Here is a 24,256-nt window from a genome sequence, read left to right as displayed (position 1 = left end):
GCCGCCGTCGGGGTACCTCGGGCACCCCGACGGCGGCCGGCCCGCGTCAATCCCGTTCCTCGGTCAGCTGCTCCCAGTCCGTGAGCACCGGCACCAGCTGTCCGGTCAGCCAGGCGGCGCTCTGGTCGTCGTGGTGCGGGTCGCCGGGCACCCCGCAGGCGCCCAGCGGGACCACCCAGCGGCTGTCCTCGCGCCGGGCCAGATCCCAGACGAAACGCGCCGCCGGCCCCCGGAAACACCAGTGGGTGACCCCGGGCACGCTCGAGGTGGCCAGCACACAGTCGTGGTCGCCGTCGAGTCGCGCGCCGGGGCCGGCGTCCGGGTCGGGCAGCGCCCGCCAGGCCGCCAGCCGGTGCAGGTCACCCCAGCGCACCTGCCCGGCCGCCGCCCCGGCGACCTCCTCGACCGCCGCGCGCACCGCCGCGGCGGCGTCCACGCCGGGCAGCGGACGCCCGCCGAGCAGGTGCTCCAGTGCGTAACCGACGCGCGGCGTCACCGTCAACCAGGGCGCGAACACCTCGGGGTACGCGGGCGGCTCGGCCAGCTCGGCCAGCGCCGGATGGGCGGCGATCCGGCGGACGACAGCCGCCCGCACTGTGGCGAAGGCCGCCGCGTCGGCGCTGTCGGCGGTCATCCGCCGGTCCCAGCGCAGCAGCCGGTCGCGCAGCGCGGCGGCTGCCGGGCTGAGCCCGTCCGACTCGGCCAGCACCGCCAGCAGCGGCCCGGCCGAGCCCAGGTACGTGTCGGTGTGCACGGTGGCCATCTCGTCGGCCGTCCAGCCCCGACCGGCGTCGAGCAGTTCGGCGATCCGGTGCGCCCGATGCGGCGGGGAGAACTCCACCCCCAGTGGTGCCGCCAGGCCGCGCTCGTTGGCCATCACCGCCCGACCGACCACGTCGGCGCGCGGCATCGGCGCGTACCACCCCTGCCAGGTGTACGCGTCGTCCCACCCGGGGACGATCCGCCGGCCGTTGTCCGGATGCCGTACCGGAACCGCCCCGGCGACCCGGTGCAGCAGCCCGCCGGCGGTGTCCGCCGCCTGCACCACGTTGACCGGCTCCACCCAGTGCCGCAGCGCGTGGTCCACATCGGCCACGGTGCGGGCCCGCAGCAGCTCCGGCAGCGCCGCGAAACCCAGCTCGGCGCGGACCCGGGGCGGGTAGCGAAGGCTGATCGCCGTCTCGTCGCCGGACCCGCCGACGATCACCGGACCCCGATCGGTCTCCAGCACCTCGACCTCGACGGGGTCCGCCCCGGCCACCTCGATCGTCTCGACCTGGCGGTGCACGGATTGCCAGCCGTCCGGGCCGAGCGCCTGCACCTCCCGGTCCTGCCGGCGCAGCCGCTCGGCGTACAGGTCCTGGTAGTCGGCCATCGCGTTGGTGATCGCCCAGGCCACCGGACCGGTGTGCCCGAAGTGCGCGATGCCCGGCACGCCGGGCACCGCCAGCCCGACGACGTCGTACTGCGGGCAGGCCAACCGGATCTGCTGGTAGACGCCCGGATCTTCCAGGAACCGGTGCGGGTCGCCGGCGAGCAGCGCGGCCCCGGTGCCGGTGCGGTCGGCGGCGAGCAGCCACCCGTTGCTGCCGGCGACGGCCGGTCCGTCGGTGGCGAACGCGTCGACCAGGTCCGGGCCGAGCCGCTGCGCCACGTGTTCCCGCCAGAGCTTGCTCGGGAACCCGGCGAACAGGATGTGATGGCCCAACCAGACGGCGAGGGGCGTCCACGGCTCCCACCGGCCCGGGCTCAGCCCGGTGGCGGCGAACTCCGGCGCGCGGGCCGCCCCGGCGGCGAGGCCCTCGTTGACCCCGTCGACGTAGGCGCCCACCCAGTCGGCGGTCGCCGGGTCGAGCGCGGCGTGGCAGCGGCGTGCGGTGTCGTCGAGTCGTACCCGCCGGGCGAACCGGTCCCAGTCGAGCGCGTCCACGCCGAGGAAGGCCGCGCTGGTGCCCTGGGAGCGGTGTCGTTCCACCTCGATCTGCCAGGCCCGGTCGTACGCGGTCACCCGACCCTGCGCCGCCACCAGCGCGAGGGGGTCGTCGGCCCGCAGGTGCGGCACCCCCCACGGGTCGCGGAAACGCCGGGCGCTCATGCGGGCTCGACAGCGCGACGGCGGGCGGAGGGGACGACCAGCGGGGTGCCGGTCTCCGGGTCGTCGATGACCCGGCAGGGCAGCCCGAACACCTCCGCCACCAGGTCGGCGGTGACCACCGACCCCGGTTCTCCGGCGGCCACCACGCGTCCGTCGCGCATGGCGATCAGGTGGGTCGCGTAGCGGGCCGCGTGGTTCAGGTCGTGCAGCACCGCGACCAGGGTGCGTCCCTGCTCCTCGTGCAGGCGGGCGCACAGGTCCAGGATCTCGATCTGGTGGGCGATGTCGAGGTACGTGGTCGGCTCGTCGAGCAGCAGCAGCGGGGTCTGCTGGGCCAGCGCCATGGCGATCCAGACCCGCTGCCGTTGCCCGCCGGAGAGTTCGTCCACCGGCCGGTCGGCGAGGTCGTCGACGCCGGTCGCGGCCATCGACTCGTCGACCACCCGCTCGTCCTCACGCGACCACTGCCGTAGCAGTCCCTGGTGGGGGTAGCGACCCCGGGCGACCAGTTCGGCGACGCTGATGCCGTCCGGTGCGATCGACGACTGGGGGAGCAGGCCGAGCGTGCGGGCGACACTGCGGGCCGGCTGGTCGTGGATGTCGCGCCCGTCCAGCAGCACGGCGCCGACGCTCGGACGCAGCATCCGGGACAAAGCCCGGAGCAGCGTCGACTTGCCGCACGCGTTCGGACCGATGATCACCGTGAACGAGTTGTCGGGCACCGCGACCGTCAGGTTCTCGGCGATGGTGCGCTGGTCGTAGGCGAGGGTCAGCGCGGTGCCGCCGAGCCGGGACGTGCCGGGGTGCATGAGTGCTCCTTCGAGGGCGTCACGGGTGTTCACAGCCGACCCGCCCGGCGTTCCATCGCCAGCAGCCAGACCAGGTAGCCGCCGCCGATCACTCCGGTCACCACACCGACCGGAAGCTGGTGCCCGGGGAACGCGCGTTGGGCGAGCAGGTCGGCGCCGACCAGCAGCGCCGCTCCGACGGCCATCGACGGCAGCAGGTTCGGGCCGGGCGCCCGGGTCAGCCGTTTCGTCACGTGTGGCGCGACCAGCGCCACGAAGGACACCGGCCCGGCAGCGGCGGCCGCGAACGAGACCAGCAGCACCGCCCCCGCGAGCAGTGTCAGGCGCAGCCCGCGCACCGGCACGCCGAGGGCGCTGGCGGTGTCGTCACCCAGCTCCATCATCCGCAGCGCCGGCCCGCAGACGACGAGGACCAGCGGCGCCACCACGACCAGGACGGCGAGCAGCGGCCCGGCGTTGGCCCAGCCCCGCCCGTCCAGGCTGCCGGTGAGCCAGAGCACCGCGCGGGCGGCGTCCATCAGGGGCGCCCGGGTCAGCAGATAGCCGTTGACTCCGGTGAGGATCGCGGCGATGCCGATGCCGACCAGGATGAGCCGGTAGCCGTGCACACCGCGTCGCCAGGCGAGTGCGTAGATCACCAGGCCGGTGCCGAGGCCACCGGCGACCGCCGCGCCCGCGAGGGCCAGGCTGCTGCCGCCGAGGACGACCACCACCAGCGCGCCGGCCGACGCGCCCTGGGTGAAGCCGAGGATGTCCGGGCTGCCCAGCGGGTTGCGGACCAGCGACTGGAACACCGCGCCGGCCAGCGACAGTGCCGCGCCGACGAGGAGGGCGGTGACCAGTCGGGGCAGGCGCAGCTCGTGCACGATGAACTGCTCCGCGGGCGTGCCACCGCCGACGAGCGTGCGCAGCACGTCGGTCGGGCCCATCGGATAGTCACCGCTGCCCAGGGCGACCAGGCCGAGCCCGACCGCGAGCAGCGCCGCGCCGACGCCGACGGCCAGCGCACGGGGACGGAACCGCAGCGACAAACCACCGGGGGTACGCAGAACCGTCGTCGTGGTGCGCCCGCTCACGGGTGGGCCACCTTCGAGCGGGTGACCAGCCACAGGAAGAGCGGGCCGCCCAGCACGGCGGTCACCATGCCGACCTGGAGCTCTCCCGGCCGACCCAGCACCCGGCCGAGCACGTCGGCGCCGAGCAGCAGCGCGGGCGCGAGCACCGCGCAGTACGGCAGCAACCACCGCAGGTCCGGGCCGGTCAGGGCGCGGACCAGGTGCGGCACGAGCAGACCGACGAAGACGATCGGCCCGCAGGCGGCGGTCGCCGCGCCGCAGAGAAGCGTGACCGCCACGATCACGGCAGCGCGGATCAGCGCGGGGCGGGCACCGAGGGCCCGCGCCGCGTCGTCGCCGAGCGCCAGCGCGTTCAGCGGGCGGGCCGCGCCGAGCGCGACCAGCAGACCGACCAGGATGAACGGCAGCACCCGCTGCACGGTCGCGGTGTCCGCGCTGGCCAGCGAGCCGACCGTCCAGAACCGCAGCCGGTCCAGCGAGGCGGTGTCCAGCAGCATCACCGCGCTCACGTAGGAGTACAGGGTGGCGTTGAGCGCCGCGCCGGCCAACGCGAGGCGGGCCGGGGTGGCGCCACGTCCGCCGCCGACGGCGTAGACGAGCGCGGTCACGACCGCCGCGCCGAGCAACGCGAACCAGACGTACCCGCCGACGGCGGTGACGCCCAGGAAGGCGGCGGCGGTGGCGACGGCCGCGGACGCCCCGGCGTTGATGCCGAGCAGGCCGGGGTCGGCCAGGGGGTTGCGGGTGAGGGCCTGCATGACCGCGCCGGCGACGCCGAGCGCGGCGCCGGCGAGCAGCCCGAGGAGGGTACGCGGCAGGCGCATCCGGTGCACCACCGCGTACTCGCTGGCGTCGCGGTGCAGCAGGCCGGACCAGACGTCGGTGAGCGGCATGGCCTTCGCGCCGACCGCGATGCTGAGCACCACGATCACTCCGAGCAGTGTCACGGCGGCGATCAGGCCGGCGGCGCGGACCGTCCGACGGCCGCGCCGAGCCGGGGTGACGGCCGGGCCCCGGTCCGGCACGTGTGGTGCCGGCCTGGTGACGGTGGGTGTGGCGTCCAGTGTGGGCTCCGGAGTGGTGGTGGCGCGACGAACCGCTGTTGACAATGACCGAGGTTAGGCTAACCTAACCCCGCTGCCCTGGTCGAGTCCGACCAAACCCTTGATCGAAAGACAACACCATGCCCGATGCCCTGTCCGCACGTCGCCTCTCCCGCCGTGGCCTCCTGGCCGCCGGTGGTGCCGCCACGCTGGCCACCCTGCTCGCCGCCTGTGGCGCTGACGACACCGCGAAGCCCGCCGCCGACAACGGAAGTGGCCCCTGGTCGTTCACCGACGACCGGGCCACGAAGGTGGAGGCGAAGGCCCGGCCGACCCGCGTGGTGGCCTTCACCGGCGTGGCGGCAGCACTGATCGATTTCGGTCTCGACAAGCAGCTCGTGGGCGTGTTCGGTGAGACCAGGCGGGCGGACGGCACCGCCGACCCGCAGGCCGGCGACCTGAACATCGAGGCCGTCGAGATCCTCGGCAACGTGTGGGGCGAGTTCAGCCTGGAGAAGTACGCGGCGCTGCGCCCCGAACTGCTGGTCACCCACATGTACGACCCGGACGCGCTCTGGTACGTGCCGGACGAGAGCAAGGCCAAGATCCTCCCGCTCGCGCCCAGCGTGGCGATCACCACCGCCCGGGTGCCGATGACCAAGCCGATCGAGCGCTACGCCGCGCTGGCCGAGTCGCTCGGCGCGGACCTGTCCGCGAAGAAGGTCACCGACGCGAAGGCCCGCTTCGACGCCGCCGCCGAGGCGGTCCGGCAGGCGGTCAAGGCCAACCCCGGCATCAAGGTGATGGCCTGCTCCGGCAGCCCCGACCTCTTCTACGTCTCCAACCCGAAGGTCAGCACCGACCTGATGTACTTCGCCGAGTTGGGCGTCGACATCGTGGTCCCCACCAAGCTCGAAGCCGGAGACTACTTCGAGGCACTGAGCTGGGAGAACACCGCCAAGTTCCCGGCCGACCTGATCCTGCTGGACAACCGCAGCACCGCCCTGCAACCCAAGGACCTCACCGCCAAGCCGACCTGGCAGCAACTGCCGGCGGTCAAGGCCAACCAGGTGACGCCATGGGACGCGGTGCCCCGCTTCTCGTACGCCGGCTCCGCGCCACTGCTGGAGAACCTCGCCACCGCCATCCGGAACGCGAAGAAGGTCAGCTGAACCACCCAGCACCCCGGGGCGCACCGCCGCGCCCCGGTTGGGTCCTCGCTGCCCTCGTCGAGAACGTGGAAGGACATCCCGTGACCGTGCCGACGTACCCCGTCGAGACCACCGCGCCGTCACCGACACCGGCCGTCGCGCGCGCCCACCTGCTGCATGACGGTTCGGTCGAGCAGTACCGGCGGACGATCGCCGACGGGGTCGACCGGGTCGCCCGCCGGGTCGCCACCGTCGATCGTCCCGTCACCGGGATCACCCCGGCCGAGCTGGCACCCCTGGTCGACCGGGTTGACCTGGACCGACCGTTGGGCGATGCCGGCGCCGCGCTGGACGAGCTGGAGGACGTCTACCTGCGCGACGCCGTCTGGTTCCACCACCCCCGCTACCTCGCCCACCTCAACTGCCCGGTGGCCATCCCGGCGCTGCTCGGCGAGGCGGTGCTCAGCGCCGTGAACTCGTCCCTGGACACCTGGGACCAGAGCGCCGGGGCGACCCTGATCGAGCGGCGGCTCATCGACTGGACCGCCGCGCGGATCGGGCTCGGCCCCAGCGCCGACGGTGTCTTCACCAGCGGCGGCAGCCAGTCCAACCTCCAGGCGCTGCTGCTCGCCCGCGAGGAGGCGTGCGTCGCCGCGATCGGCCCGGCGGCCCGTGCCGAGCTGCTGCCCCGGCTGCGGGTGCTCACCTCTGCCGCCGGTCACTTCAGCGTGCAGAAATCGGCCAAGCTGCTCGGGCTCGCCCCGGACGCGGTGATCGCGGTCCCCACCGACAGCCGTCGACGCATCCGGTCGGCCGCGGTGAGCGCGGAGATCGCCCGGTGCCGGGAGGCCGGACTGGTCGTGATGGCCGTCGTCGCCACCGCCGGCACCACCGACTTCGGCTCCATCGACCCGTTGACGGAGCTTGCCGCGATCTGCGCGGCGACCGGCGTGTGGCTGCACGTGGACGCCGCGTACGGCTGCGGTCTGCTCGTCTCGCCGACACGCCGGCACCTGCTCGACGGCATCGAACGGGCCGACTCGGTCACCGTCGACTTCCACAAGTCGTTCTTCCAGCCGGTCAGTTCCAGCGCGCTGCTCGTTCGGGACCGGCGGACCCTGCGGCACGCCACGTACCACGCCGACTACCTCAACCCGGCCCGGATGGTGGAGCAGCGCATCCCCAACCAGGTCGACAAGAGCCTGCAGACCACCCGCCGCTTCGACGCGCTGAAGCTCTGGCTGACCCTGCGGGTGATGGGTCCGGACGCGCTCGGCGCGCTCTTCGACGAGGTGGTCGACCGGGCCGCCGACGCCTGGCAGTTGGTCAGCGAGGACCCCCGCTTCGAGGTGGTTACCCGCTCCGAACTGAGCACTGTGGTCTTCCGCTACCTGCCCACCGGCCCCGGCCGGGAGTTGGCCGACGCGGCCAACCTGCACGCCCGGGAGGCCCTCGCGGCGTCCGGCCTCGCCGTGGTCGCCGGCACCCGGGTGGACGGTCACCACTTCCTGAAGTTCACGGTGCTCAACCCGGCGACGACGATCGACGACGTCGACCACGTGCTGGAACTGATCGCCCACCACGCCGGCCGGTACGTGCGTGAGCACACCGCCGCCGACCTGACCTGCCACGTCGGCTGACGCCGACCGCGCCTGGAGAGCCGTATGTCCACCCACGACTTCGTCGCCATCGGGCTGGGCCCGTACAACCTGGGCCTGGCCTGCCTCACCGCGCCGATCGACGACCTGGACGGCGTGTTCCTGGAGGCCCGCCCCGGTCTGGCCTGGCACCCCGGCATGCTGCTGGAGTCGGCCCGGTTGCAGACGCCGTTCATCGCCGACCTGGTCAGCCTCGCCGACCCGACGTCGCCGTACTCCTTCCTCAACTACCTCAAGGAGATCGGCCGGCTCTACCCGTTCTACATCCGGGAGAGCTTCTACCCGCTGCGCAGCGAGTACGACGCGTACTGCCGGTGGGCGGCGGCCAAACTGCCGAACCTGCGCTTCGGTCAGACGGTCACCACTGTGGAGTTCGACTCCGCCGACGAGCGGTACGTGGTGCGAGCCAGCACCGGCGCGGGGGAGACCGTGGAGTACCGGGCCCGGCACCTGGTGCTCGGCACCGGCACCCCGCCGTACCTGCCCGACGCGGTCGCCGGGTTGCCGGGCGACGCCGTGCACAACTCCCGTTACCTGGAGCACCGCGACGCGCTGCGCACCAAGCGCAGCATCACCGTGGTGGGCAGTGGGCAGAGCGCCGCCGAGATCTACCACGACCTGCTCGGTGACATCGACCGGTACGGCTACCAGCTCAACTGGGTGACCCGTTCGCCACGGTTCTTCCCCCTCGAATACACCAAGCTGACGCTGGAGATGACCTCACCGGACTACGTGGACTACTTCCACGCGCTGCCGGAGGAGACCCGCTACCGGCTGGAGTCCGAGCAGAAGAGCCTGTTCAAGGGGATCAACTCCGACCTGATCAACGACATCTTCGACCTGCTGTACGCGCACAGCGTCGACGGGCCGGTGAACACCCGCCTGCTCACCAACAGCGAGTTGGTCGGCGCCGACCACCAGGACGGGGCGTACACCCTCAGGTTGCGTCAGGTGGAGCAGGAGCGCGACTTCACGGTGCGCACCGAGGGCCTGGTCCTCGCCACCGGCTACCACTACCGGGTGCCGGAGTTCCTCGAACCGGTGCGCGACCGGATCCGCTGGGACGCGCACGGCCGCTTCGACGTGGCCCGCAACTACAGCATCGACCACGGCGGGCGGGGCATCTTCCTGCAGAACGCGGGCACCCACACGCACAGCATCACGTCACCGGACCTGGGCATGGGCCCCTACCGCAACTCCTGGATCATCCGCGAGCTGCTCGGCCGCGAGCACTACCCGATCGAGAAGAGCATCACCTTCCAGGAGTTCGGGGTCCCGTCGTGACGGTCGTCTTCGCCCGCGTCGACGACCGGCTCGGCGAGTTCGCCCTGCGTACGCTCGATCCGGACGCCGACGCCGCGCTGCTGCATTCCTGGGTGACCCACCCGAAGGCGGCGTTCTGGCTGATGCAGGACGCCGACCAGGCCCAGGTGGCCGAGGAGTACCGGCGGATCGCCGCGCACCCGCACCACGACGCGTACCTCGGACTGTGGCGGGGGAGTCCCGCCTTCCTCGCCGAGCGCTACGACCCGGCCCACGTCGAGGTGGTCGGCCTCTACGCCCACCAACCCGGTGACGTGGGCATGCACTTCCTCTGCGCACCCGTCGGCACCCCGGTGCACGGCTTCACCCGCGCGGTGCTGACCACCGTCATGGCGTGGCTCTTCGCCGACCCGACGACCCGGCGGGTGGTGGTCGAACCGGACGTCCGCAACACCGCCGTGCACGCGTTGAACGCGGCCGTCGGCTTCGAGGTCGTCGGCCCGATCGCCAAGCCGGAGAAGGACGCCCTGCTCAGCGTCTGCACCCGAACCCAGTTCGAGGCCGCCGCCGACCGCGCCGCCGCCGACCGCGCCGCCGCGGACCGCGCCACTACCGACCGCGCTGCCACCACCCGAACCGAAGGAGCCCCGGCGTGACCACCACCGCCGCCCCCACCTCGACGCCCACCACCACCGGGCACGACGCCGCAAACCCGGTCGGCCACCTCACCCCGGAACGCTGGGCGCGGGCCAACCGGTTGCTGGTCCGCAAGGCGCTCGCCGAGTTCACCCACGAACGGCTGCTCACCCCGCAGCCCGTGTCGGGCCCCGACGACCGACAGTGGTACGAGGTCGGCAGCGACGACGGTTCGGTCACCTACCGGTTCGCCGCGCGGGTGCTCGCCCTGGAGCACTGGCAGATCGACGCGGACAGCATCACCCGGCACCGCGCCGGCACGTCGCTGCCACCCGACGCGGTGGACCTCGTCGTCGAGCTGCGCGGCACCCTCGGGCTCTCCGCGCGGGTGCTCCCGGTCTACCTGGAGGAGATCACCTCGACGCTGGCCGGCAGCGCGTACAAGCTGGCCCAGGCCGCGCCGAACGCCGCCGAGCTGGCCGAGGCCGACTTCCAGACCATCGAGACGTCGATGACCGAGGGCCACCCCTGTTTCGTGGCCAACAACGGCCGCCTCGGCTTCGGCGTCGACGAGTACCACAGCTACGCCCCGGAGGTCGCCGCCCCGGTCCGGTTGGAGTGGCTCGCCGCGCACCGCGACCACGCGACGTTCAGCAGCGCGGCCGACCTCGACTACGACACCCTGATCGAGGGCGAGCTGGACGCGCTCACCCGGGCCCGGTTCGCGGCCACGATGGCCGATCTCGGTCTGGACCTGGCCGACTACCACCTGATCCCCGCCCACCCGTGGCAGTGGTGGAACAAGCTGGCCGTCACCTTCGCCGGGGAGCTGGCCGAGCGCCGGCTGGTGCACCTCGGCCCCGGACCGGACGTGTACCTGGCCCAACAGTCCATCCGCACCTTCTTCAACGTCAGCGAGCCGGGCCGGCACTACGTGAAGACCGCGCTGTCGGTGCTGAACATGGGCTTCATGCGCGGGCTGTCAGCCGCGTACATGGCGGCCACCCCAGCGATCAACGACTGGCTGGCCGACCTGATCGCGGGCGACGAGGTGCTGACCGGCACCGGTCTGACCGTGATCCGGGAGCGGGCCGCGGTGGGTTACCGGCACCGGCAGTACGAGGCGGCGACCGACCGCACCTCCCCGTACCGCAAGATGCTGGCCGCCCTGTGGCGGGAGAGCCCGGTGCCCGACCTGGCGCCGGGGCGTCGGCTGTCCACCATGGCCGCGCTGCTGCACGTGGACAGCGAGGGCGGGTCGCTGGCGGCGGCGCTGATCGCCCGGTCCGGGTTGGCGCCCGAGGTGTGGTTGCGCCGCTACCTGGACGCCTACCTCACCCCGTTGTTGCACAGCTTCTACGCCCACGACCTGGCGTTCATGCCGCACGGCGAGAACGTCATCCTCGTCCTCGACGAGCACGACACCGTCGAGCGGGTGATCTTCAAGGACATCGCCGAGGAAATCGCGGTGATGAGCACCGACGTCGAGCTGCCGGAGGCGGTCGAGCGGATCCGGGTCGAGGTGCCCGACGACACGAAGCTGCTGACCATCTTCACCGACGTGGTGGACTGCTTCCTGCGCCACCTCAACGCGGTCCTGGTCGAGGCCGGAGTGATCGGCGAGGACGACCTCTGGCGTACGGTCGCGGCCTGCGCCGCCGACTACTTCGACCGGGTGCCGCACCTGGCCGAGCGGGTCCGCCACTACGACCTGTTCGCACCGGAGTTCACGCTGTCCTGCCTCAACCGACTCCAGTTGCGTGACAACCAGCAGATGATCGACCTGGCCGACCCGTCGGCGGCACTGCAGTTCGTCGGCACCCTCACCAACCCGCTCGCCGCCCACGCCCCGGCCCGGTGACCGAGATCAGGTCTGGTCAGGAGGTGTGTCGACGGGTGCAATGGTGCCCATGGGATTGCTGAGTACCGTGAGCCTGTTCGCCGCCACAGTGACCACCGGCCTGACCGCCGGGCTGTTCGCCGCCTTCGCGTACGCGGTCATGCCGGGGTTGGGCCGTGCCGACGACCGGACGCTGGTGCTCGCCATGCAACGGATCAACGAGTCCATCCTCAACGGGTGGTTCGCGGTCTGCTTCGGTGGCGCGTTGCTGTTCACGCTGCTGGCGGCGGTGCTGCACCTGGGCGCCGACCGCCGGGCTGCGCTGCCCTGGGTCGTCGCCGGGCTGCTGGCCTACCTGGTGGTGCTCGGTGTCACCGCGGTGGTCAACGTGCCGCTGAACAACGTGCTGGCCCGTGCCGGCGACGTCGACCGGGTCACCGACCTCGCGGCCCTACGGGAGCGCTTCGAGACCACCTGGGTACGCGCCAACGTGGTCCGGGCCATAGCGTCGACCGGCGCGTTCGGGTTGCTGGCCTGGGCTCTGCTGGTGGCCGGACGGCACTCCGGCTGAGCCGGTCACGGCTCAGTCGGTCGTCTCCGCCGCGCCGGCCTGCCGGAACGCGCGGGCCAATCGGGCCAGGTCGTGACCCTCGAAGTGCTGGAGGAACCGGCGGCGTACGGCGGCCAGGTGGCTCGGCCAGGACTCTTCCAGGCGGGCGAAGCCGGCGTCGGTGAGGACGGCGTTCCAGCCCCGGGCGTCCTCCTCGCACCGTTCCCGCTTGACCAGGCCCTGTGTCTCCAACCGGATGATCGTACGGGTCATCCCGCTGAGCGAGAGGTAGCAGAGCGCGGCCAGTTCGTGCATGCGCAGCCGCCGGTCCGGTGCCTCGGACAGGTTCATCAGGGCGGTGTACTCGGTGAGTGGTAGCTGACGGTCACCGACCATGTCCGTGTCGATCGCGCGGGGCAACACGTACATCACCTGGCCGAGGGCACGGACCAAGGCCTCCTCATCAGGGGTGAGGGGTTGCGGAGTTTGCGCGGAGGGGTTGGACATCCTCATATCATACTTGTTTGACTGAGCAAATGGTTACCCTCCGTGTGACTACGACCATAGGCAAGGTATTTGCTTGACCAATCAAGCACCGGTTAGCGTTCTCGCCGTCAGGTAAGACCCTCTGGAAAGGCGCCACACATGACCAGGATCGGGATCATCCTCGGCAGCACTCGCCCGGGGCGGAACGGGGAGGCCGTCGCCCGCTGGGTGCTCGAGATCGCCAAGCAGCGCTCCGACGCGGAGTACGAGCTGGTCGACCTGCTCGACTACCAGCTGCCGCACCTCGACGAGGCGTACCCGCCCTCGATGGGCCAGTACTCCCAGCCGCACACCAAGCGGTGGGCCGAGACGATCGCCTCGTACGACGGCTTCGTCATCGTCACCCCGGAGTACAACCACTCCACCTCGGGTGCCCTGAAGAACGCCATCGACTTCCTGTACGCCGAGTGGAACAACAAGGCCGTCGGCTTCGTCAGCTACGGCTCGGTCGGCGGCGCGCGCGCCGTGGAGCACCTGCGGCTGATCTCCGGTGAGCTGCAGATGGCGGACGTGCGCTCGCAGGTCGCGCTGTCGCTCTTCACCGACTTCGAGAACTTCAGCACCTTCAAGCCCGGCCCGTTCCAGCAGGACGCGCTGACCACCACGCTCGACCAGGTGGTCGCCTGGAGCGCCGCGCTCGCCCCGCTGCGCAAGAGCTGACCGTTCAAGCTCTTCGGCGACGGCCGCGGGTTCGTTCCCGCGGCCGTCGCCGTGCCCCGTACGTGCGGGCCAACCGGATCTGCCGTGCGTACTACCCTCGGCGCCATGGGCCGACCTGCCGGCGCGGACCGGGCTCCACTCTGGCGGGACCGCACCTTCGGCACGTACTGGGTCGCGCAGTCGCTCTCGGCGGCCGGCGACTCGTTCGCCTACCTCGCGGTACCGCTGCTGGTGCTCCAGGCGACCGGGTCGGTGGCGCGCATGGGCCTGCTCACCGCCGTCGCCGGTGCGGCGTCGGTCGCCGCCGGGATCTTCGGCGGGGTACTGGTCGACAGGTACGACCGCCGCACGCTGATGATCGTGGCGGACCTGACCCGGTTGCTGCTCTACGCCCTGGTGCCTCTGGCGTGGCTCGCCGGACCACAGGTGTGGCTGCTCTTCGTCGTCCTGCCGCTCTGCGAGGCGGCCGGCATGGTGTTCCAGGTCGCCGCGGTGACCGCCGTCCGCAACCTCGTCGACCGGGACCGTATCACCGAGGCCAACGGCCGGTTGCAGGCGACGTACGCGGCGGCCGCCGTCCTCGGGCCGCTGCTCGCCGGTGTGGTCGCGGCCCGCTTCGGCCCGGCGACCGCCATCGCCGTCAACGCGGCGAGCTTCGCGCTCTCCGCCGCCGGGCTGTGGCTGATCCGTCTGCGACCGGCGCCTGTCGATGCCGCCGTGGTGGCCCGGGAGCGCCCGTTGGTCGAGTTCCTGGCCGGGGCGCGGTTCCTGTGGGGTCAGCCCGTCCTGCGCGCGCTGACCGTCCTGTTGTCGTTCTTCATCTTCCTCACGTACGGCTTCGTCGACGTGCTGATCTACCACGTCACCCACGACCTCGGCGGCTCCGAGGGCACCGTCGGCACGGTGCTCGGGCTGGCGGCGCTGGGCACTGTCGCCGGTGCGCTGCTGGTGGCCCCGCTGCGCCGACGACGCGGGTTCGGCGCGACCTGGATCGGCGCGCACGCCGTCTGCGGTTTCGCGGTGGCGGGCGTCGGCATGGCGACGAGCGTGCCGGCGGTCACCGCGCTGACCGCGGTGTACCTGTGCTGTCTCAGCGTCGGCGGGATCTGCTCGATGTCGCTACGCCAGGAGATCACCCCCGATCACCTGCTCGGCCGTGTGACGTCGGCGTTCTGGAGCACGCACTACGCCCTCGGCCCGGCCGGCGCGGTCGTGCTGACCTGGGCCGCCGCTCGGTTCGGGGTCGCGGCCGTCACCGCCGCGGCGGGCGTGGGATGCCTACTGGTGGCGGTCGCTGGGCTCTTCAGCCCGGTCCGCCGCGCCGGCGCGGAGCGTTCGGCTGGCCACCCCGGCCTGCTCCCGGCACCGGCCGACGGCAGCGTTGGTGGTTGAGGCGCTATGGAGCTGATGCCGTAAACGATTCAAACGGTGGCGACGATCCGGCCGGTGCGACGACTCGGGCGGCACGGCCGGCAACCGATTCGTTTGTGACATCAGCTCCAAAGGAGCCGACCACTGCCACAGCGCCGACCGCGCCGACCACTGCCACAGCGCCGATCGCGCCGACCACTGCCACAGCGCCGACCCACCAGCACAGCTCCAGTCGAGCTGGCAGGTCGGCGCGGTCAGAACTCCTGGTACATGACGTGTAGGCCGACCCGGCCGAGGGTGGGGTGCCGGAACGCGCCCGGCACCGTGCCGATCACCGTGAAGCCCTCCCGCTGGTACAGCTCCACCGCCGACCGGTTGCTCTCCGCGACGGCGTTGAACTGCATGCCCGCGTACCCCTGGTGGCGGGCCCAGGCCAGGGCGTCGCGGCACAGCGCGGTGCCGACGCCCCGACCGCGGGCGTCGGCGGCGACCATGAAGCTCGCGGTGGAAACGTGCGCCCCTGGTCCGGGCTTGTTGGCACCCATCTTCGCGGTGCCGAGCACCCGCTCGCCGTCGACCGCGACGACGGTCCGACCCGGCGGCGCCTCGACCCAGATGGCGTACGACTGCTCGGCGGTCATCGCCGGGTCGTAGGTGAAGGTGTCCTGCGCCCGGATCACCTCCCGCACGATCGGCCACACCTGCGACCAGTCCGCCGCTTCGAACTCCCGAATTCGCACGGAGAGCACGCTAGGAGGCCGCCCGACACCTGGGCAACGTAATTCGTTCAGCTGGTGCCGAGCGCGGCGATCTCCGCGTCGAGTAGACCCGCCAGGCGGGCGTGCCGCCCCGGGTGGCTGCGAACAGTCATGCCGCGGCTGGGCATCTCCACAGTCATCAGCAGGTACAGGTGTAGCCGGTACAGACCCAACCGGCGGCGTGCCGAGGCGTCCAGCACCAGCGGCTCGGCCGCGGCGGCCCGGTAGCCGCACAGCAACGGGTGCTCCGGCTCGTCCTCGGCGCGACGGAAGAGCAGCGGCGAGACCAGGTCCAGCAGCGGATCGCCGTACAGGAACCGTTCGCCGTCCACCAGGCCGGACAACCGCAGCCGGCCACCCGGGTCGGGCACGGCCAACACGTTGCCGTCCCAGCAGTCGAAGTGCAGCAGTGCCGGGCGGCGCACCTCGTCCAGCACGTCGGCGTGCCGATCCACGAGCCCGTGCAGGCGCTCCGGCGGGAAAGGCAGCCGGACGTTCCAGTCGGACGCGTCGGCGAGCAGCGCGTCGAGCATCGCCGTGAACGCGGCCCGCCAGGTCGACCCCGCAGGCCGGTCGCCGTCGTAGCCGAACCGGTCGCCGGTGACCCGGTGCAGCACGGCGAGGGCCGAGCCGAGGTCGTGCCGGGTCGGGCCGTCGTCGACCGCGATGCCGGCCTCGGCCAGGTCGGACAGTGATCGACCGGGCAGCATCGTGGTGAACAACCACTCGCCGTACGCCGGGTCGGTGCCGTGATCCAGCACGACGGGCACCGGTACCTGCGGCGCGTGCTCGGCGACGAGGCGGAAATAGTCGGCCTCGGCCGCGCAGAGCCCGTGCTCGTAGCGCAGCAGCGGCGTCCCGGCCGGTGGAGCCAGCTTCAGCACCACCCGACGGTCGTCGTCGAGCAACGCCCACCAGACCGTCGCGTATCCACCTCCGGTCAGTGGACCGGTGTCCCGGACCCGGGTGTGCGGCCCGAAGGACGCGCCGACCAGATGCTGCACGTCGGCGCTGGTGATGCCCCGTTGAGTCGGGCTGACCCCGGTCACGACGTGGCGTCTCCCCGCCGTGCGCGCGGCGTCGAGCCGGCAGTCGCGCGGACGGAAGGCGGGACGGGCCCGGCGGTGTCGCGGCGGACCAGTTCGGCGGGGAGCACCTCGATCCGGGGCGCCGGCGCTCCGGCGTCGAGTACCAGGGACATCGCGCGCGCTCCCATGTCGACGAGTGGCAGTCGCACGGTGGTGAGCGCCGGGGTCACGTCCCGGGCGATCGGCATGTCGTCGAAGCCCACCACGGAGGTCTGCTGCGGCACGGCCAACCCGCGCGCTCGCAGGGTGGCGAGCGCGCCGATGGCCATCGAGTCGTTCAGCGCCACGATCGCGGTCAGCTCCGGGTCGGCGTCGAGGAGTCGGGCGGTCGCCTCCGCGCCACCGTCGCGGTCGAACTCCGCGTACCGGATGCGCCGTTCCGGCAGCTCGCGGCCCTGCTCGGTGAGGGCCTGGCGGAGGCCGGCCAGCCGGTCGGTCGTGGTGGTCAGGATCCGTGGGCCGGCGACGACGCCGATCGCCCGGTGCCCCAGCCCGCACAGCTCCCGACCGGCGAGGTAGCCGCCGGCTCGGTTGTCCGGCATCACCGCGTCGCCGGAGTGCTCGTGCCGGCCGATCACCGCGACCCGCCCGCCGGTGGCCTCGTACGCGGCGAGCTTCTCGTTGAGCTGCCGCGTGAACGCCTCGTCGTGGTAGCCGGAGCCGGCCAGGATCAACGCCGCCACCTGGTGGCCGCGCAGCAGCTCCACGTACTCCAACTCACGGTCCGGGTCCCGATAGCTGTTGCAGATCATCAGCAGCCGGCCCTGGTCGGTGGCGACCCGTTGCAGCCCTCGGGTGATCTCGGCGAAGTACGGGTCGGAGACGTCGTGCACGATCACGCCGACCGCGCTGCGGTGCGAGCGGGCCAGCAGTTGGGCGTGTGCGTTCGGCACGTACTGCAACTCGGCGACGGCGGCGAGCACCCGCTCGCGCAACTCGTCGGTGACCGGTTTGCTGCTGCCGTTGATGACACGGGAGGCGGTGGCGGGTGAGACGCCCGCCCGGCGTGCCACATCGGACAGGGTCGCCATGGCCCGCCCCCCTCGGTCTGTTGACGGCGTTTCGTCGTGCCGGCTAGCGTCACGGTACCGCAGAGAAAGCCCTTTCCCGCAGGGAGGCCCGGCCGTGTCCGATCGCTTCGCGGTACTCCAACTCGACGAACTTCCCGCCAGACGCTGCTCGTGTGGCACCACCCGACGAGGCTTCATCTCCGAGAGCGACGGCCAGAGCAGTGTGCACCTGCTGAAGGTGCAGGACGCGGTCACCCACCACCACCGGATCGCCACCGAGTACTACATCGTGCTCGCCGGTGAGGGTGAGGTCGAGTTGGACGGCGTCCGTCATCCGGCCCGACCGATGTCCGCGTTCCTGATCAAGCCGGGTTGCCGGCACCGGGCCATCGGCGACCTGACCGTGCTGCTGGTGTCGTTACCGGCGGCGGACGACACCGACGAGTACTTCGATGCCTGACCGGTCGGCCCCGCTGCCCGGTGGGATCGGGGTCTCCCGGCTGCGCGTCTACGACACGGTCGCCCCGGACGGGCTGGTGGGCGGCACCCCGCACGTGCACCTGTGCTGCACCGAGGGTTACGTGGTGACCGACGGCGAGGGTGCCGTGCAGACGCTGACCGCTGCCGGCTTCCGGGAGACGCCGCTCCGGCCGGGGGCGGTCGTCTGGTTCGAGCCGGGCACCGTGCACCGCCTGGTCAACGGGGGCGGGCTGACCATCGTGGTGCTCATGCAGAACAGCGGGTTGCCCGAAGCCGGTGACGCGGTGCTCACCTTCCCGCCCGACGTGCTGGCCGACCCGGCCGCGTACGCCGCCGCGGCGGCGCTGCCCGGCGGGGGAGCGCCGGGCGCGGACGTGCGGGCCGCGTACCGCCGACGTGATCTGGCGGTGACCGGGTTCCAGGCGCTGCGGTCCGGCGGTCCGATGGCGCTCGCCGCCTTCCACAGCGCCGCGATTGCGTTGCGTGCGCCGCTGTTGGCGAGGTGGCGGCAGCGGTGGGCGGCCGGCGCGGGCCGGGCCGCCGCCGACACCGGCGCCCACCTCGACGCCCTGGAGCGGGGGGACCCACGGCACCTGGACGAGGCGGGCGTGTACGCGGTGGACGAGCCGGTCGAACGGGGTCGGTTGGGCATGTGTGGGCTCCTGGACACCTACCCGGCGGCCTCCTGACGCCGCCGTCGGTCCACGGTGGGCGGTCCACCCGGATCCGGTGTGTCCGAGCGCTGCCTCCAGCACACCGGCATTGACGCGCGTCGAGCCGGGTGGCGGGTAACAGATCGAGGAAAGGCCTTGCCTGGTGTATGGGGGGCCGCCTACGCTCCCAGGAAAGCGTTTGCCTGATCCGCCGATCGGCCCGGATGCCGGTGCCCTGCCGGGCGCCCGAGGAGGTTTCGCGTGACCGAGAACTCTTTGGACACCGCAGGTCGCCGTACCGCAGCCGAGGCGGTCGACAGCGAGCGCGCGACCCCGACCACGGCGGACGAGGCGATACCGCCGCGGGTGGCCGGTCCGCCGCGCGGTGGTGGCCGTCCACCACGGCCGACGCTCGGTCGGCGGGCGGCGGCCTTCGCCGACTCGCTCTGGCGTCCGGCGCTGGTGCTCGCCGTCCTCTTTGCCGCCTGGTGGTTCGTGGCCGCCCAGGAGTACGTCCCGAACTACCTGGTGCCCACACCCGGCCAGGTCTGGGAGACGATGACCGGGCAGTGGTCCGAGCTGGCGCGGCACACACTGGTCACCCTCTACGAGACGGTGCTCGGCTTCGTGCTGGCCGCCGCCTTGGGTCTGGCGACAGCGGTCGCCATCGCCTATTCCCGCACCCTGGACAAGGCGCTCTACCCGATCGTCCTGTTCGCGCAGGTCATCCCGAAGATCGCTATCGCGCCACTGCTGGTCGTCTGGTTCGGCCTCGGCCTCACCCCGAAGATCATCCTCGCGGTGCTCATCGCGTTCTTCCCGGTGGTCATCTCCGGCGTGGCCGGGCTGCGCTCCACCGACCCGGAACTGCTCGACCTGGCCGCCACGATGGGGGCCGGGCCGTGGCGCACCTTCCGCAAGATCCGCTTCCCGAACGCGTTGCCGCACCTCATGGCCGGTCTCAAGGTGGCGGTCACCCTCGCGGTGGTCGGCGCCGTGGTCGGTGAGTTCGTCGGCGCCAGCGAAGGGCTCGGCTACGTCCTGTTGCTGGCCAACGGCAACCTCGACGCCCCGCTGCTGTTCGCAGACCTGATCCTGATGTCCGCCATCGGCATCGTCCTGTTCGTCCTGGTCGAGATCGCCGAGGCACTGCTCATCCCGTGGCACGCCAGTCGCCGGGCCGGCGTGTCCCTGACCACCTCCTGACCGACCCCATCACGGAGGCACCGATGAAACGCACCGCCACCACCATCCTGGTCACCGCCGCCCTGCTGATCGCCGCCACCGGCTGCGGTGGGGACGACTCCGCCGGCACGACCGGCGCGGACGGAAAGAAGCAGGTCACCCTCACCCTGAACTGGGTGCCCTACGGAGAGCACGCGCCGTTCTACTACGGCCTGCAGAACGGCTACTACTCCGCCGAGGGCATCGACCTGAAGATCCTGCCGGGCAACGGCTCGGGCAACACGGTCAAGCAGGTCGCCCAGAAGCAGACCGACTTCGGCTGGGCCGACAGCCCGGTGCTGCTCAAGTCGGTGGCCGCCGGGATGCCGGTGCGCAGCCTCGGCGCGTACCTGGAGAAGGGCCCCTCCTCGGTGGAGTTCTTCGCGGAGGAGGGCGTCAAGACCCCGGCGGACCTCAAGGGCAAGACCGTCGGGGGCACTCCCGGTGACGCCCTCTACGCGACCTTCCCGGCCTGGCTGGAGAAGAACGGCCTCAAGCAGACCGACGTCAAGGTCGTCAACGTCGACGCCGCCGGCAAGATCGCGGCCCTGGCCGAGGGCAAGGTCGACGCCATCATGGGTTTCTTCCACGACCAGGCGCCCACCATAGAGAGCAAGACCGGTAAGACGGTCGACGTCCTGCTCTTCGCCGACTACGGGATGAACCTGCTCGGCACCGGCCTGATCGCCAACACCCAGACCCTGCAGAAGGACCCGGAGCTGGCCCGCAAGTTCGTCCGGGCCACCCAGAAGTCCTGGGCCGACGCCGCCCGCGACCCGGCCGGTGCGGTGACCGCGATGGCCGCGCTGGCCGAGAACGAGCCGGCGCCCGAGGTGCTCACCAAGCAACTCACCCTCGTCCTGCCGCTCCTCGGCGGCGAAGGGCCGCCCGGGGTGAACACCGACGCCCAGTGGACCGAGACCATCGACCTGATGTCCCGCTACGCGGAGCTGAAGGACCCCGGCGCGCCCAACGCGTACTGGGACTCGTCGTACGCGGCACAGGGGTGACCCGGTGACCGCCGCGCCGGCAGCCACCGGCACCGCCATCGGGATGTCCGGAGTGACCGTACGGTTCACCTCCCGGCGGTCCCAGACCACCGCCCTGGACGACGTGTCGCTGGACATCGAGCCCGGTGAGTTCGTCACGATCGTCGGCCCGTCCGGCTGCGGCAAGTCCACCCTGCTGAAGATCGTCGCTGGGTTGGTCACGCCCACCAGCGGCGCGGTGTCACTGCTGCAACGCCCGGTGCGCGGCCCGCAGAAGGACATCGGCTTCGTCTTCCAGAAGGCCGCGCTGCTGGAGTGGCGCGGTGCCCGGGCGAACATCCTGCTCCAGGCCGAGATGCGCGGCATGGACCGGGCCCAGGCGTCCCGTCGCGCCGACGAGCTGATCGAGATGACCGGGCTGACCGGCTTCGAGAAGGCACTGCCACACGAGTTGTCCGGCGGCATGCAGCAGCGGGTGGCGCTCTGCCGCGCGCTGCTGCACTCCCCGCCGGTGCTGCTCATGGACGAGCCGTTCGGCGCCCTGGACGCGCTGACCCGGGAGCAGATGAACGCCGAACTGCACCGGATCTGGCGGGAGACCGGCACCACTGTCGTGCTGGTCACCCACTCCATCGCCGAGGCGGTCTTCCTCGGCACCCGGGTCGTGGTGATGAGCGCGCGGCCCGGCCGGATCATCCGCACCTTCCCGGTCGACCTGCCGGCGCACCGCGACTACGCGCAGGTGATGTCGGACCCCCGGTTCGACCGGCTCGCCACCGACCTGCGTGGGTTGCTCGGCAGCGCGGCCGCCAACCACTGAGCGCGGATCGGCACGACCAGCACGACGGAAGGAACACCATGACCCGCAGGTCGATCGGCATCATCGTCAACGGTGTGACCGGAAGGATGGGCTACCGCCAGCACCTCGTCCGCTCGCTGCTGGCCATCCGCGAATCCGGCGGCGTGACGCTGGCCGACGGCACGACCATCTGGCCGGAACCGGTCCTGGTCGGGCGCAACGAGACGAAGCTCCGCGAGATCGCCGAGCGGCACGGACTCACCGACTGGACGACCGACCTGACCTCCGCGCTGACCCGCGACGACGTCGAGATCTACTTCGACGCCCAGGTCACCCAGCAGCGGGAGAAGGCGATCCGGCAGGCCATCGAGGCCGGCAAGCACGTCTACACGGAGAAGCCCCTCGCCGAGGACACCGCCGCCGCGCTCGACCTGGCCCGGGCGGCGGACGCGGCCGGGGTACGCACCGGCGTCGTACAGGACAAGCTCTTCCTGCCGGGTCTGCGCAAGCTCAAGCGCCTCGTCGACGGTGGCTTCTTCGGCCGGATCCTCTCGGTGCGCGGCGAGTTCGGCTACTGGGTCTTCGAGGGTGACTGGCAGCCCGCCCAACGGCCGTCGTGGAACTACCGGGCCGAGGACGGCGGCGGCATCGTGGTCGACATGTTCCCGCACTGGCACTACGTGCTGGAGGAGCTGTTCGGCCGGGTGCGGGCGGTGTCCTGCGTGACCGCCACCCACGTGCCCGAGCGTGTCGACGAGGCAGGTCAGGTCTATCCGGCCACCGCCGACGACGCCGCGTACGCCGTGTTCGAACTCGACGGCGGGATCATCGCCCAGATCAACTCGTCCTGGGCCGTGCGGGTGTACCGCGACGAGCTGGTGGAGTTCCAGGTCGACGGCACCGAGGGCAGCGCGATCGCCGGCCTGCGCAACTGCCGGGTGCAGCACCGGGCGGTCACCCCGAAGCCGGTGTGGAACCCGGACCTGCCGGCCACCGAGGACTTCCGGACCCAGTGGGCCGAGGTGCCCGACAACGAGGAGTTCGACAACGGGTTCAAGGTGCAGTGGGAGGCGTTCCTGCGGCACGTGGTGGCCGGCGAGCCGTTCCGCTGGGACTTTCTGGCCGGAGCGCGCGGTGTGCAGCTCGCCGAGCTGGGGCTGCGCTCCGCCCGCGAGGGCGGTCGGGTCGAGGTGCCGGAGCTGCGCTCGTGACGGCCGAGGTGGTGCCGCCGGTGACGGCCGAGGTGGTGCTGCCGGGCGGCCGGCGGCACCGGCTCACCGGAGGCGGCGGCTTCGCCCGTCCGGCCGCGCCGGCGACCAGCCGGATCGCGTACGCCGCCGCGCACGTGGTCGCCGACCCGAGGGCCGAGAACGTGCCGGGTGCCCCGGCGGCGGTGGACTGGGACACCACGCTCGCCTTCCGGCGACACCTCTGGTCGTACGGGCTGGGGGTCGCCGAGGCGATGGATACCGCCCAGCGGGGGATGGGGCTGGACTACCCGGCCACCCGGGAGCTGATCCGCCGCAGCGCCACCGAGGCCCGCGCGGTGGGCGGGCGGATCGTCGCCGGGGTCGGCACGGACCAGTTGCCGACCGGCCCGGCCACCCTGGCGGCGGTCACCGCCGCGTACCTCGAACAGCTCGGCGACGTCCGCGCAGCCGGCGCCCGCCCGGTGCTGATGTGCAGCCGGCACCTGGCCGCCGCGGCGCGCGGCCCGCAAGACTACCTCCGGGTGTACGACGAGCTGCTGAGCGCCGCCGACGAGCCGGTGGTGCTGCACTGGCTGGGCCCGATGTTCGACCCGGCGTTGACCGGCTACTGGGGTGCGGTGGACCTGGACCTGGCCGCCGACACGGTCGTCGAGCTGATCAAGGCGCATCAGTCGGCTGTGGACGGCATCAAGGTGTCGTTGCTGGACGCCGACCGGGAGGTCGCGTTGCGCCGCCGGCTTCCGGCCGGGGTACGCCTCTACACCGGTGACGACTTCCACTACCCGGAGCTGATCCGGGGCGACGAGGTGGGGCACTCCGACGCTCTGCTCGGGGTGTTCGCGGCCATCGCGCCGGCCGCAGCCGCCGCGTTCGCCGCACTGGACCGGGGGGACCTGGCGGCGTACGACGAGATCTTCGCGCCGACCGTGCCGCTGGCCCGGCACCTGTTCACGGCCCCGACCTGGCACTACAAGACGGGGATCGTTTTCCTGGCCTGGCTGGCCGGGTACCAGGACCACTTCACCATGGTCGGCGGCGCGCAGTCCGGCCGGTCTCCGGCGCACCTGGCCACCCTGCTCACCCTGGCCGACGCGGCCGGGTTGTTGCCGGACGCCGACCTGGCCGCGGCCCGGGCGCGGGCGTTCTTCACGGTTGCCGGGGTGGCCCAGTGAGCGCGAGGAGTGAGCCGGTGTTGCGAGCCCCGCAGTCGGGAGCGAAGAACAGCCCAGTGAGCGCGAGGAGTGAGCCGGTGTTGCGAGCCCCGCAGTCGGGAGCGAAGACCAGCCCAGTGAGCGCGAGGAGTGAGCCGGTGTTGCGAGCCCCGCAGTCGGGAGCGAAGACCAGCT

General features: G+C 72.0%; 23 protein-coding genes. 15 read left to right on the top strand and 8 right to left on the bottom strand.

Features of this window, described 5'->3' with window-relative positions; translation table 11 throughout:
- Window positions 1-46: 46 nt before the first annotated feature.
- From O7614_RS19175 to O7614_RS19160, 4 genes are read right to left on the bottom strand one after another with little or no spacing between them, the layout of a single operon-like run.
- Entirely contained in the window at window positions 47-2,095 is a 2,049-nt protein-coding gene (locus O7614_RS19175) for a penicillin acylase family protein (protein ID WP_278139837.1), read from the bottom strand.
- Window positions 2,092-2,904, bottom strand: coding sequence for an ABC transporter ATP-binding protein (locus O7614_RS19170; protein WP_278139836.1), 813 nt, complete (start codon window positions 2,902-2,904; stop codon window positions 2,092-2,094). The genes O7614_RS19175 and O7614_RS19170 overlap by 4 nt, the downstream gene beginning before the upstream one ends.
- 29 nt (window positions 2,905-2,933) lie before the next feature.
- Window positions 2,934-3,980: an iron chelate uptake ABC transporter family permease subunit gene (locus O7614_RS19165; RefSeq protein WP_278139835.1), complete on the bottom strand. Its 1,047-nt coding sequence runs from the start codon at window positions 3,978-3,980 to the stop codon at window positions 2,934-2,936.
- Window positions 3,977-5,005 carry an iron chelate uptake ABC transporter family permease subunit gene (locus tag O7614_RS19160; RefSeq protein ID WP_278142309.1) on the bottom strand — a complete coding sequence of 343 codons (1,029 nt, stop codon included), beginning with the start codon at window positions 5,003-5,005 and terminating at the stop codon, window positions 3,977-3,979. The genes O7614_RS19165 and O7614_RS19160 overlap by 4 nt, the downstream gene beginning before the upstream one ends.
- A 158-nt stretch (window positions 5,006-5,163) precedes the next feature.
- Here O7614_RS19160 and O7614_RS19155 point away from each other — a divergent pair, with 158 nt between their 5' ends.
- The 6 genes from O7614_RS19155 (at window position 5,164) to O7614_RS19130 (ending at window position 12,142) form a co-directional block, all read left to right on the top strand.
- Window positions 5,164-6,195, top strand: coding sequence for an ABC transporter substrate-binding protein (locus O7614_RS19155; protein ID WP_278139834.1), 1,032 nt, complete (start codon window positions 5,164-5,166; stop codon window positions 6,193-6,195).
- Window positions 6,196-6,275: 80 nt separating this feature from the next.
- Window positions 6,276-7,814, top strand: a complete 1,539-nt coding sequence (locus tag O7614_RS19150) for an aspartate aminotransferase family protein (RefSeq protein ID WP_278139833.1) — start codon at window positions 6,276-6,278, stop codon at window positions 7,812-7,814.
- Between the two features lie 24 nt (window positions 7,815-7,838).
- Window positions 7,839-9,116: a lysine N(6)-hydroxylase/L-ornithine N(5)-oxygenase family protein gene (locus O7614_RS19145; protein ID WP_278139832.1), complete on the top strand. Its 1,278-nt coding sequence runs from the start codon at window positions 7,839-7,841 to the stop codon at window positions 9,114-9,116.
- On the top strand, window positions 9,113-9,751 hold the full coding sequence (locus O7614_RS19140) for a GNAT family N-acetyltransferase (protein WP_278139831.1): 639 nt from the start codon (window positions 9,113-9,115) through the stop codon (window positions 9,749-9,751). The genes O7614_RS19145 and O7614_RS19140 overlap by 4 nt, the downstream gene beginning before the upstream one ends.
- 101 nt (window positions 9,752-9,852) lie before the next feature.
- Complete coding sequence (locus O7614_RS19135) at window positions 9,853-11,592, top strand: IucA/IucC family siderophore biosynthesis protein (protein ID WP_278142308.1); 1,740 nt, start codon at window positions 9,853-9,855, stop codon at window positions 11,590-11,592.
- 49 nt (window positions 11,593-11,641) lie between these two features.
- Entirely contained in the window at window positions 11,642-12,142 is a 501-nt protein-coding gene (locus tag O7614_RS19130) for an anthrone oxygenase family protein (protein ID WP_347404359.1), read from the top strand.
- Between the two features lie 12 nt (window positions 12,143-12,154).
- On the opposite strand, the gene O7614_RS19125 is transcribed toward O7614_RS19130, so the two are convergent.
- Window positions 12,155-12,628, bottom strand: coding sequence for a MarR family winged helix-turn-helix transcriptional regulator (locus O7614_RS19125; protein WP_278139829.1), 474 nt, complete (start codon window positions 12,626-12,628; stop codon window positions 12,155-12,157).
- Window positions 12,629-12,766: 138 nt separating this feature from the next.
- On the opposite strand from O7614_RS19125, the gene O7614_RS19120 reads away from it, so the two are divergent.
- Both O7614_RS19120 and O7614_RS19115 read left to right on the top strand, forming a co-directional pair.
- Window positions 12,767-13,327, top strand: coding sequence for an NAD(P)H-dependent oxidoreductase (locus O7614_RS19120; RefSeq protein WP_278139828.1), 561 nt, complete (start codon window positions 12,767-12,769; stop codon window positions 13,325-13,327).
- Between the two features lie 105 nt (window positions 13,328-13,432).
- Window positions 13,433-14,719, top strand: a complete 1,287-nt coding sequence (locus O7614_RS19115) for an MFS transporter (protein WP_278139827.1) — start codon at window positions 13,433-13,435, stop codon at window positions 14,717-14,719.
- Window positions 14,720-14,952: 233 nt separating this feature from the next.
- Here the strand turns inward: O7614_RS19115 and O7614_RS19110 are convergent, their stop codons facing one another.
- Genes O7614_RS19110 through O7614_RS19100 form a run of 3 tightly spaced genes read right to left on the bottom strand, consistent with a single transcriptional unit; the run spans window position 14,953 to window position 17,575 of the window.
- Window positions 14,953-15,438 (bottom strand): GNAT family N-acetyltransferase, encoded by a 486-nt coding sequence (locus O7614_RS19110; protein WP_278139826.1) that lies wholly within the window; start codon window positions 15,436-15,438, stop codon window positions 14,953-14,955.
- Between the two features lie 47 nt (window positions 15,439-15,485).
- Complete coding sequence (locus O7614_RS19105) at window positions 15,486-16,505, bottom strand: aminoglycoside phosphotransferase family protein (protein WP_278139825.1); 1,020 nt, start codon at window positions 16,503-16,505, stop codon at window positions 15,486-15,488.
- A complete protein-coding gene (locus O7614_RS19100; RefSeq protein WP_278139824.1) occupies window positions 16,502-17,575 on the bottom strand; it encodes a LacI family DNA-binding transcriptional regulator in 1,074 nt (357 codons plus the stop codon). The genes O7614_RS19105 and O7614_RS19100 overlap by 4 nt, the downstream gene beginning before the upstream one ends.
- A 94-nt stretch (window positions 17,576-17,669) precedes the next feature.
- Between O7614_RS19100 and O7614_RS19095 the strand changes: the two genes are divergently transcribed.
- The 7 genes from O7614_RS19095 (at window position 17,670) to O7614_RS19065 (ending at window position 24,082) form a co-directional block, all read left to right on the top strand.
- Window positions 17,670-18,014, top strand: a complete 345-nt coding sequence (locus O7614_RS19095; protein WP_278139823.1) for a cupin domain-containing protein — start codon at window positions 17,670-17,672, stop codon at window positions 18,012-18,014.
- The gene (locus O7614_RS19090) at window positions 18,007-18,723 is read left to right on the top strand and encodes a cupin domain-containing protein (RefSeq protein WP_278139822.1); all 717 of its coding nucleotides are present in this window, start codon (window positions 18,007-18,009) and stop codon (window positions 18,721-18,723) included. The genes O7614_RS19095 and O7614_RS19090 overlap by 8 nt, the downstream gene beginning before the upstream one ends.
- Before the next feature lie 225 nt (window positions 18,724-18,948).
- The gene (locus tag O7614_RS19085) at window positions 18,949-19,893 is read left to right on the top strand and encodes an ABC transporter permease (protein ID WP_278139821.1); all 945 of its coding nucleotides are present in this window, start codon (window positions 18,949-18,951) and stop codon (window positions 19,891-19,893) included.
- Window positions 19,894-19,916: 23 nt separating this feature from the next.
- A complete protein-coding gene (locus tag O7614_RS19080) occupies window positions 19,917-20,921 on the top strand; it encodes an ABC transporter substrate-binding protein (RefSeq protein ID WP_278139820.1) in 1,005 nt (334 codons plus the stop codon).
- A gap of 4 nt (window positions 20,922-20,925) precedes the next feature.
- Complete coding sequence (locus O7614_RS19075) at window positions 20,926-21,720, top strand: ABC transporter ATP-binding protein (RefSeq protein ID WP_278139819.1); 795 nt, start codon at window positions 20,926-20,928, stop codon at window positions 21,718-21,720.
- Between the two features lie 38 nt (window positions 21,721-21,758).
- A complete protein-coding gene (locus O7614_RS19070; protein ID WP_278139818.1) occupies window positions 21,759-22,910 on the top strand; it encodes a Gfo/Idh/MocA family oxidoreductase in 1,152 nt (383 codons plus the stop codon).
- A 20-nt stretch (window positions 22,911-22,930) separates the two neighbouring features.
- On the top strand, window positions 22,931-24,082 hold the full coding sequence (locus O7614_RS19065; RefSeq protein WP_278142307.1) for a dihydrodipicolinate synthase family protein: 1,152 nt from the start codon (window positions 22,931-22,933) through the stop codon (window positions 24,080-24,082).
- Window positions 24,083-24,256: the final 174 nt, after the last annotated feature.

It is taken from the genome of Micromonospora sp. WMMD961, assembly GCF_029626145.1.
Taxonomy (GTDB): Bacteria; Actinomycetota; Actinomycetes; order Mycobacteriales; family Micromonosporaceae; genus Micromonospora.
The sequence above is the reverse complement of the archived record's forward strand: the minus strand, read 5'-3'. Positions and strand labels throughout refer to the sequence as shown.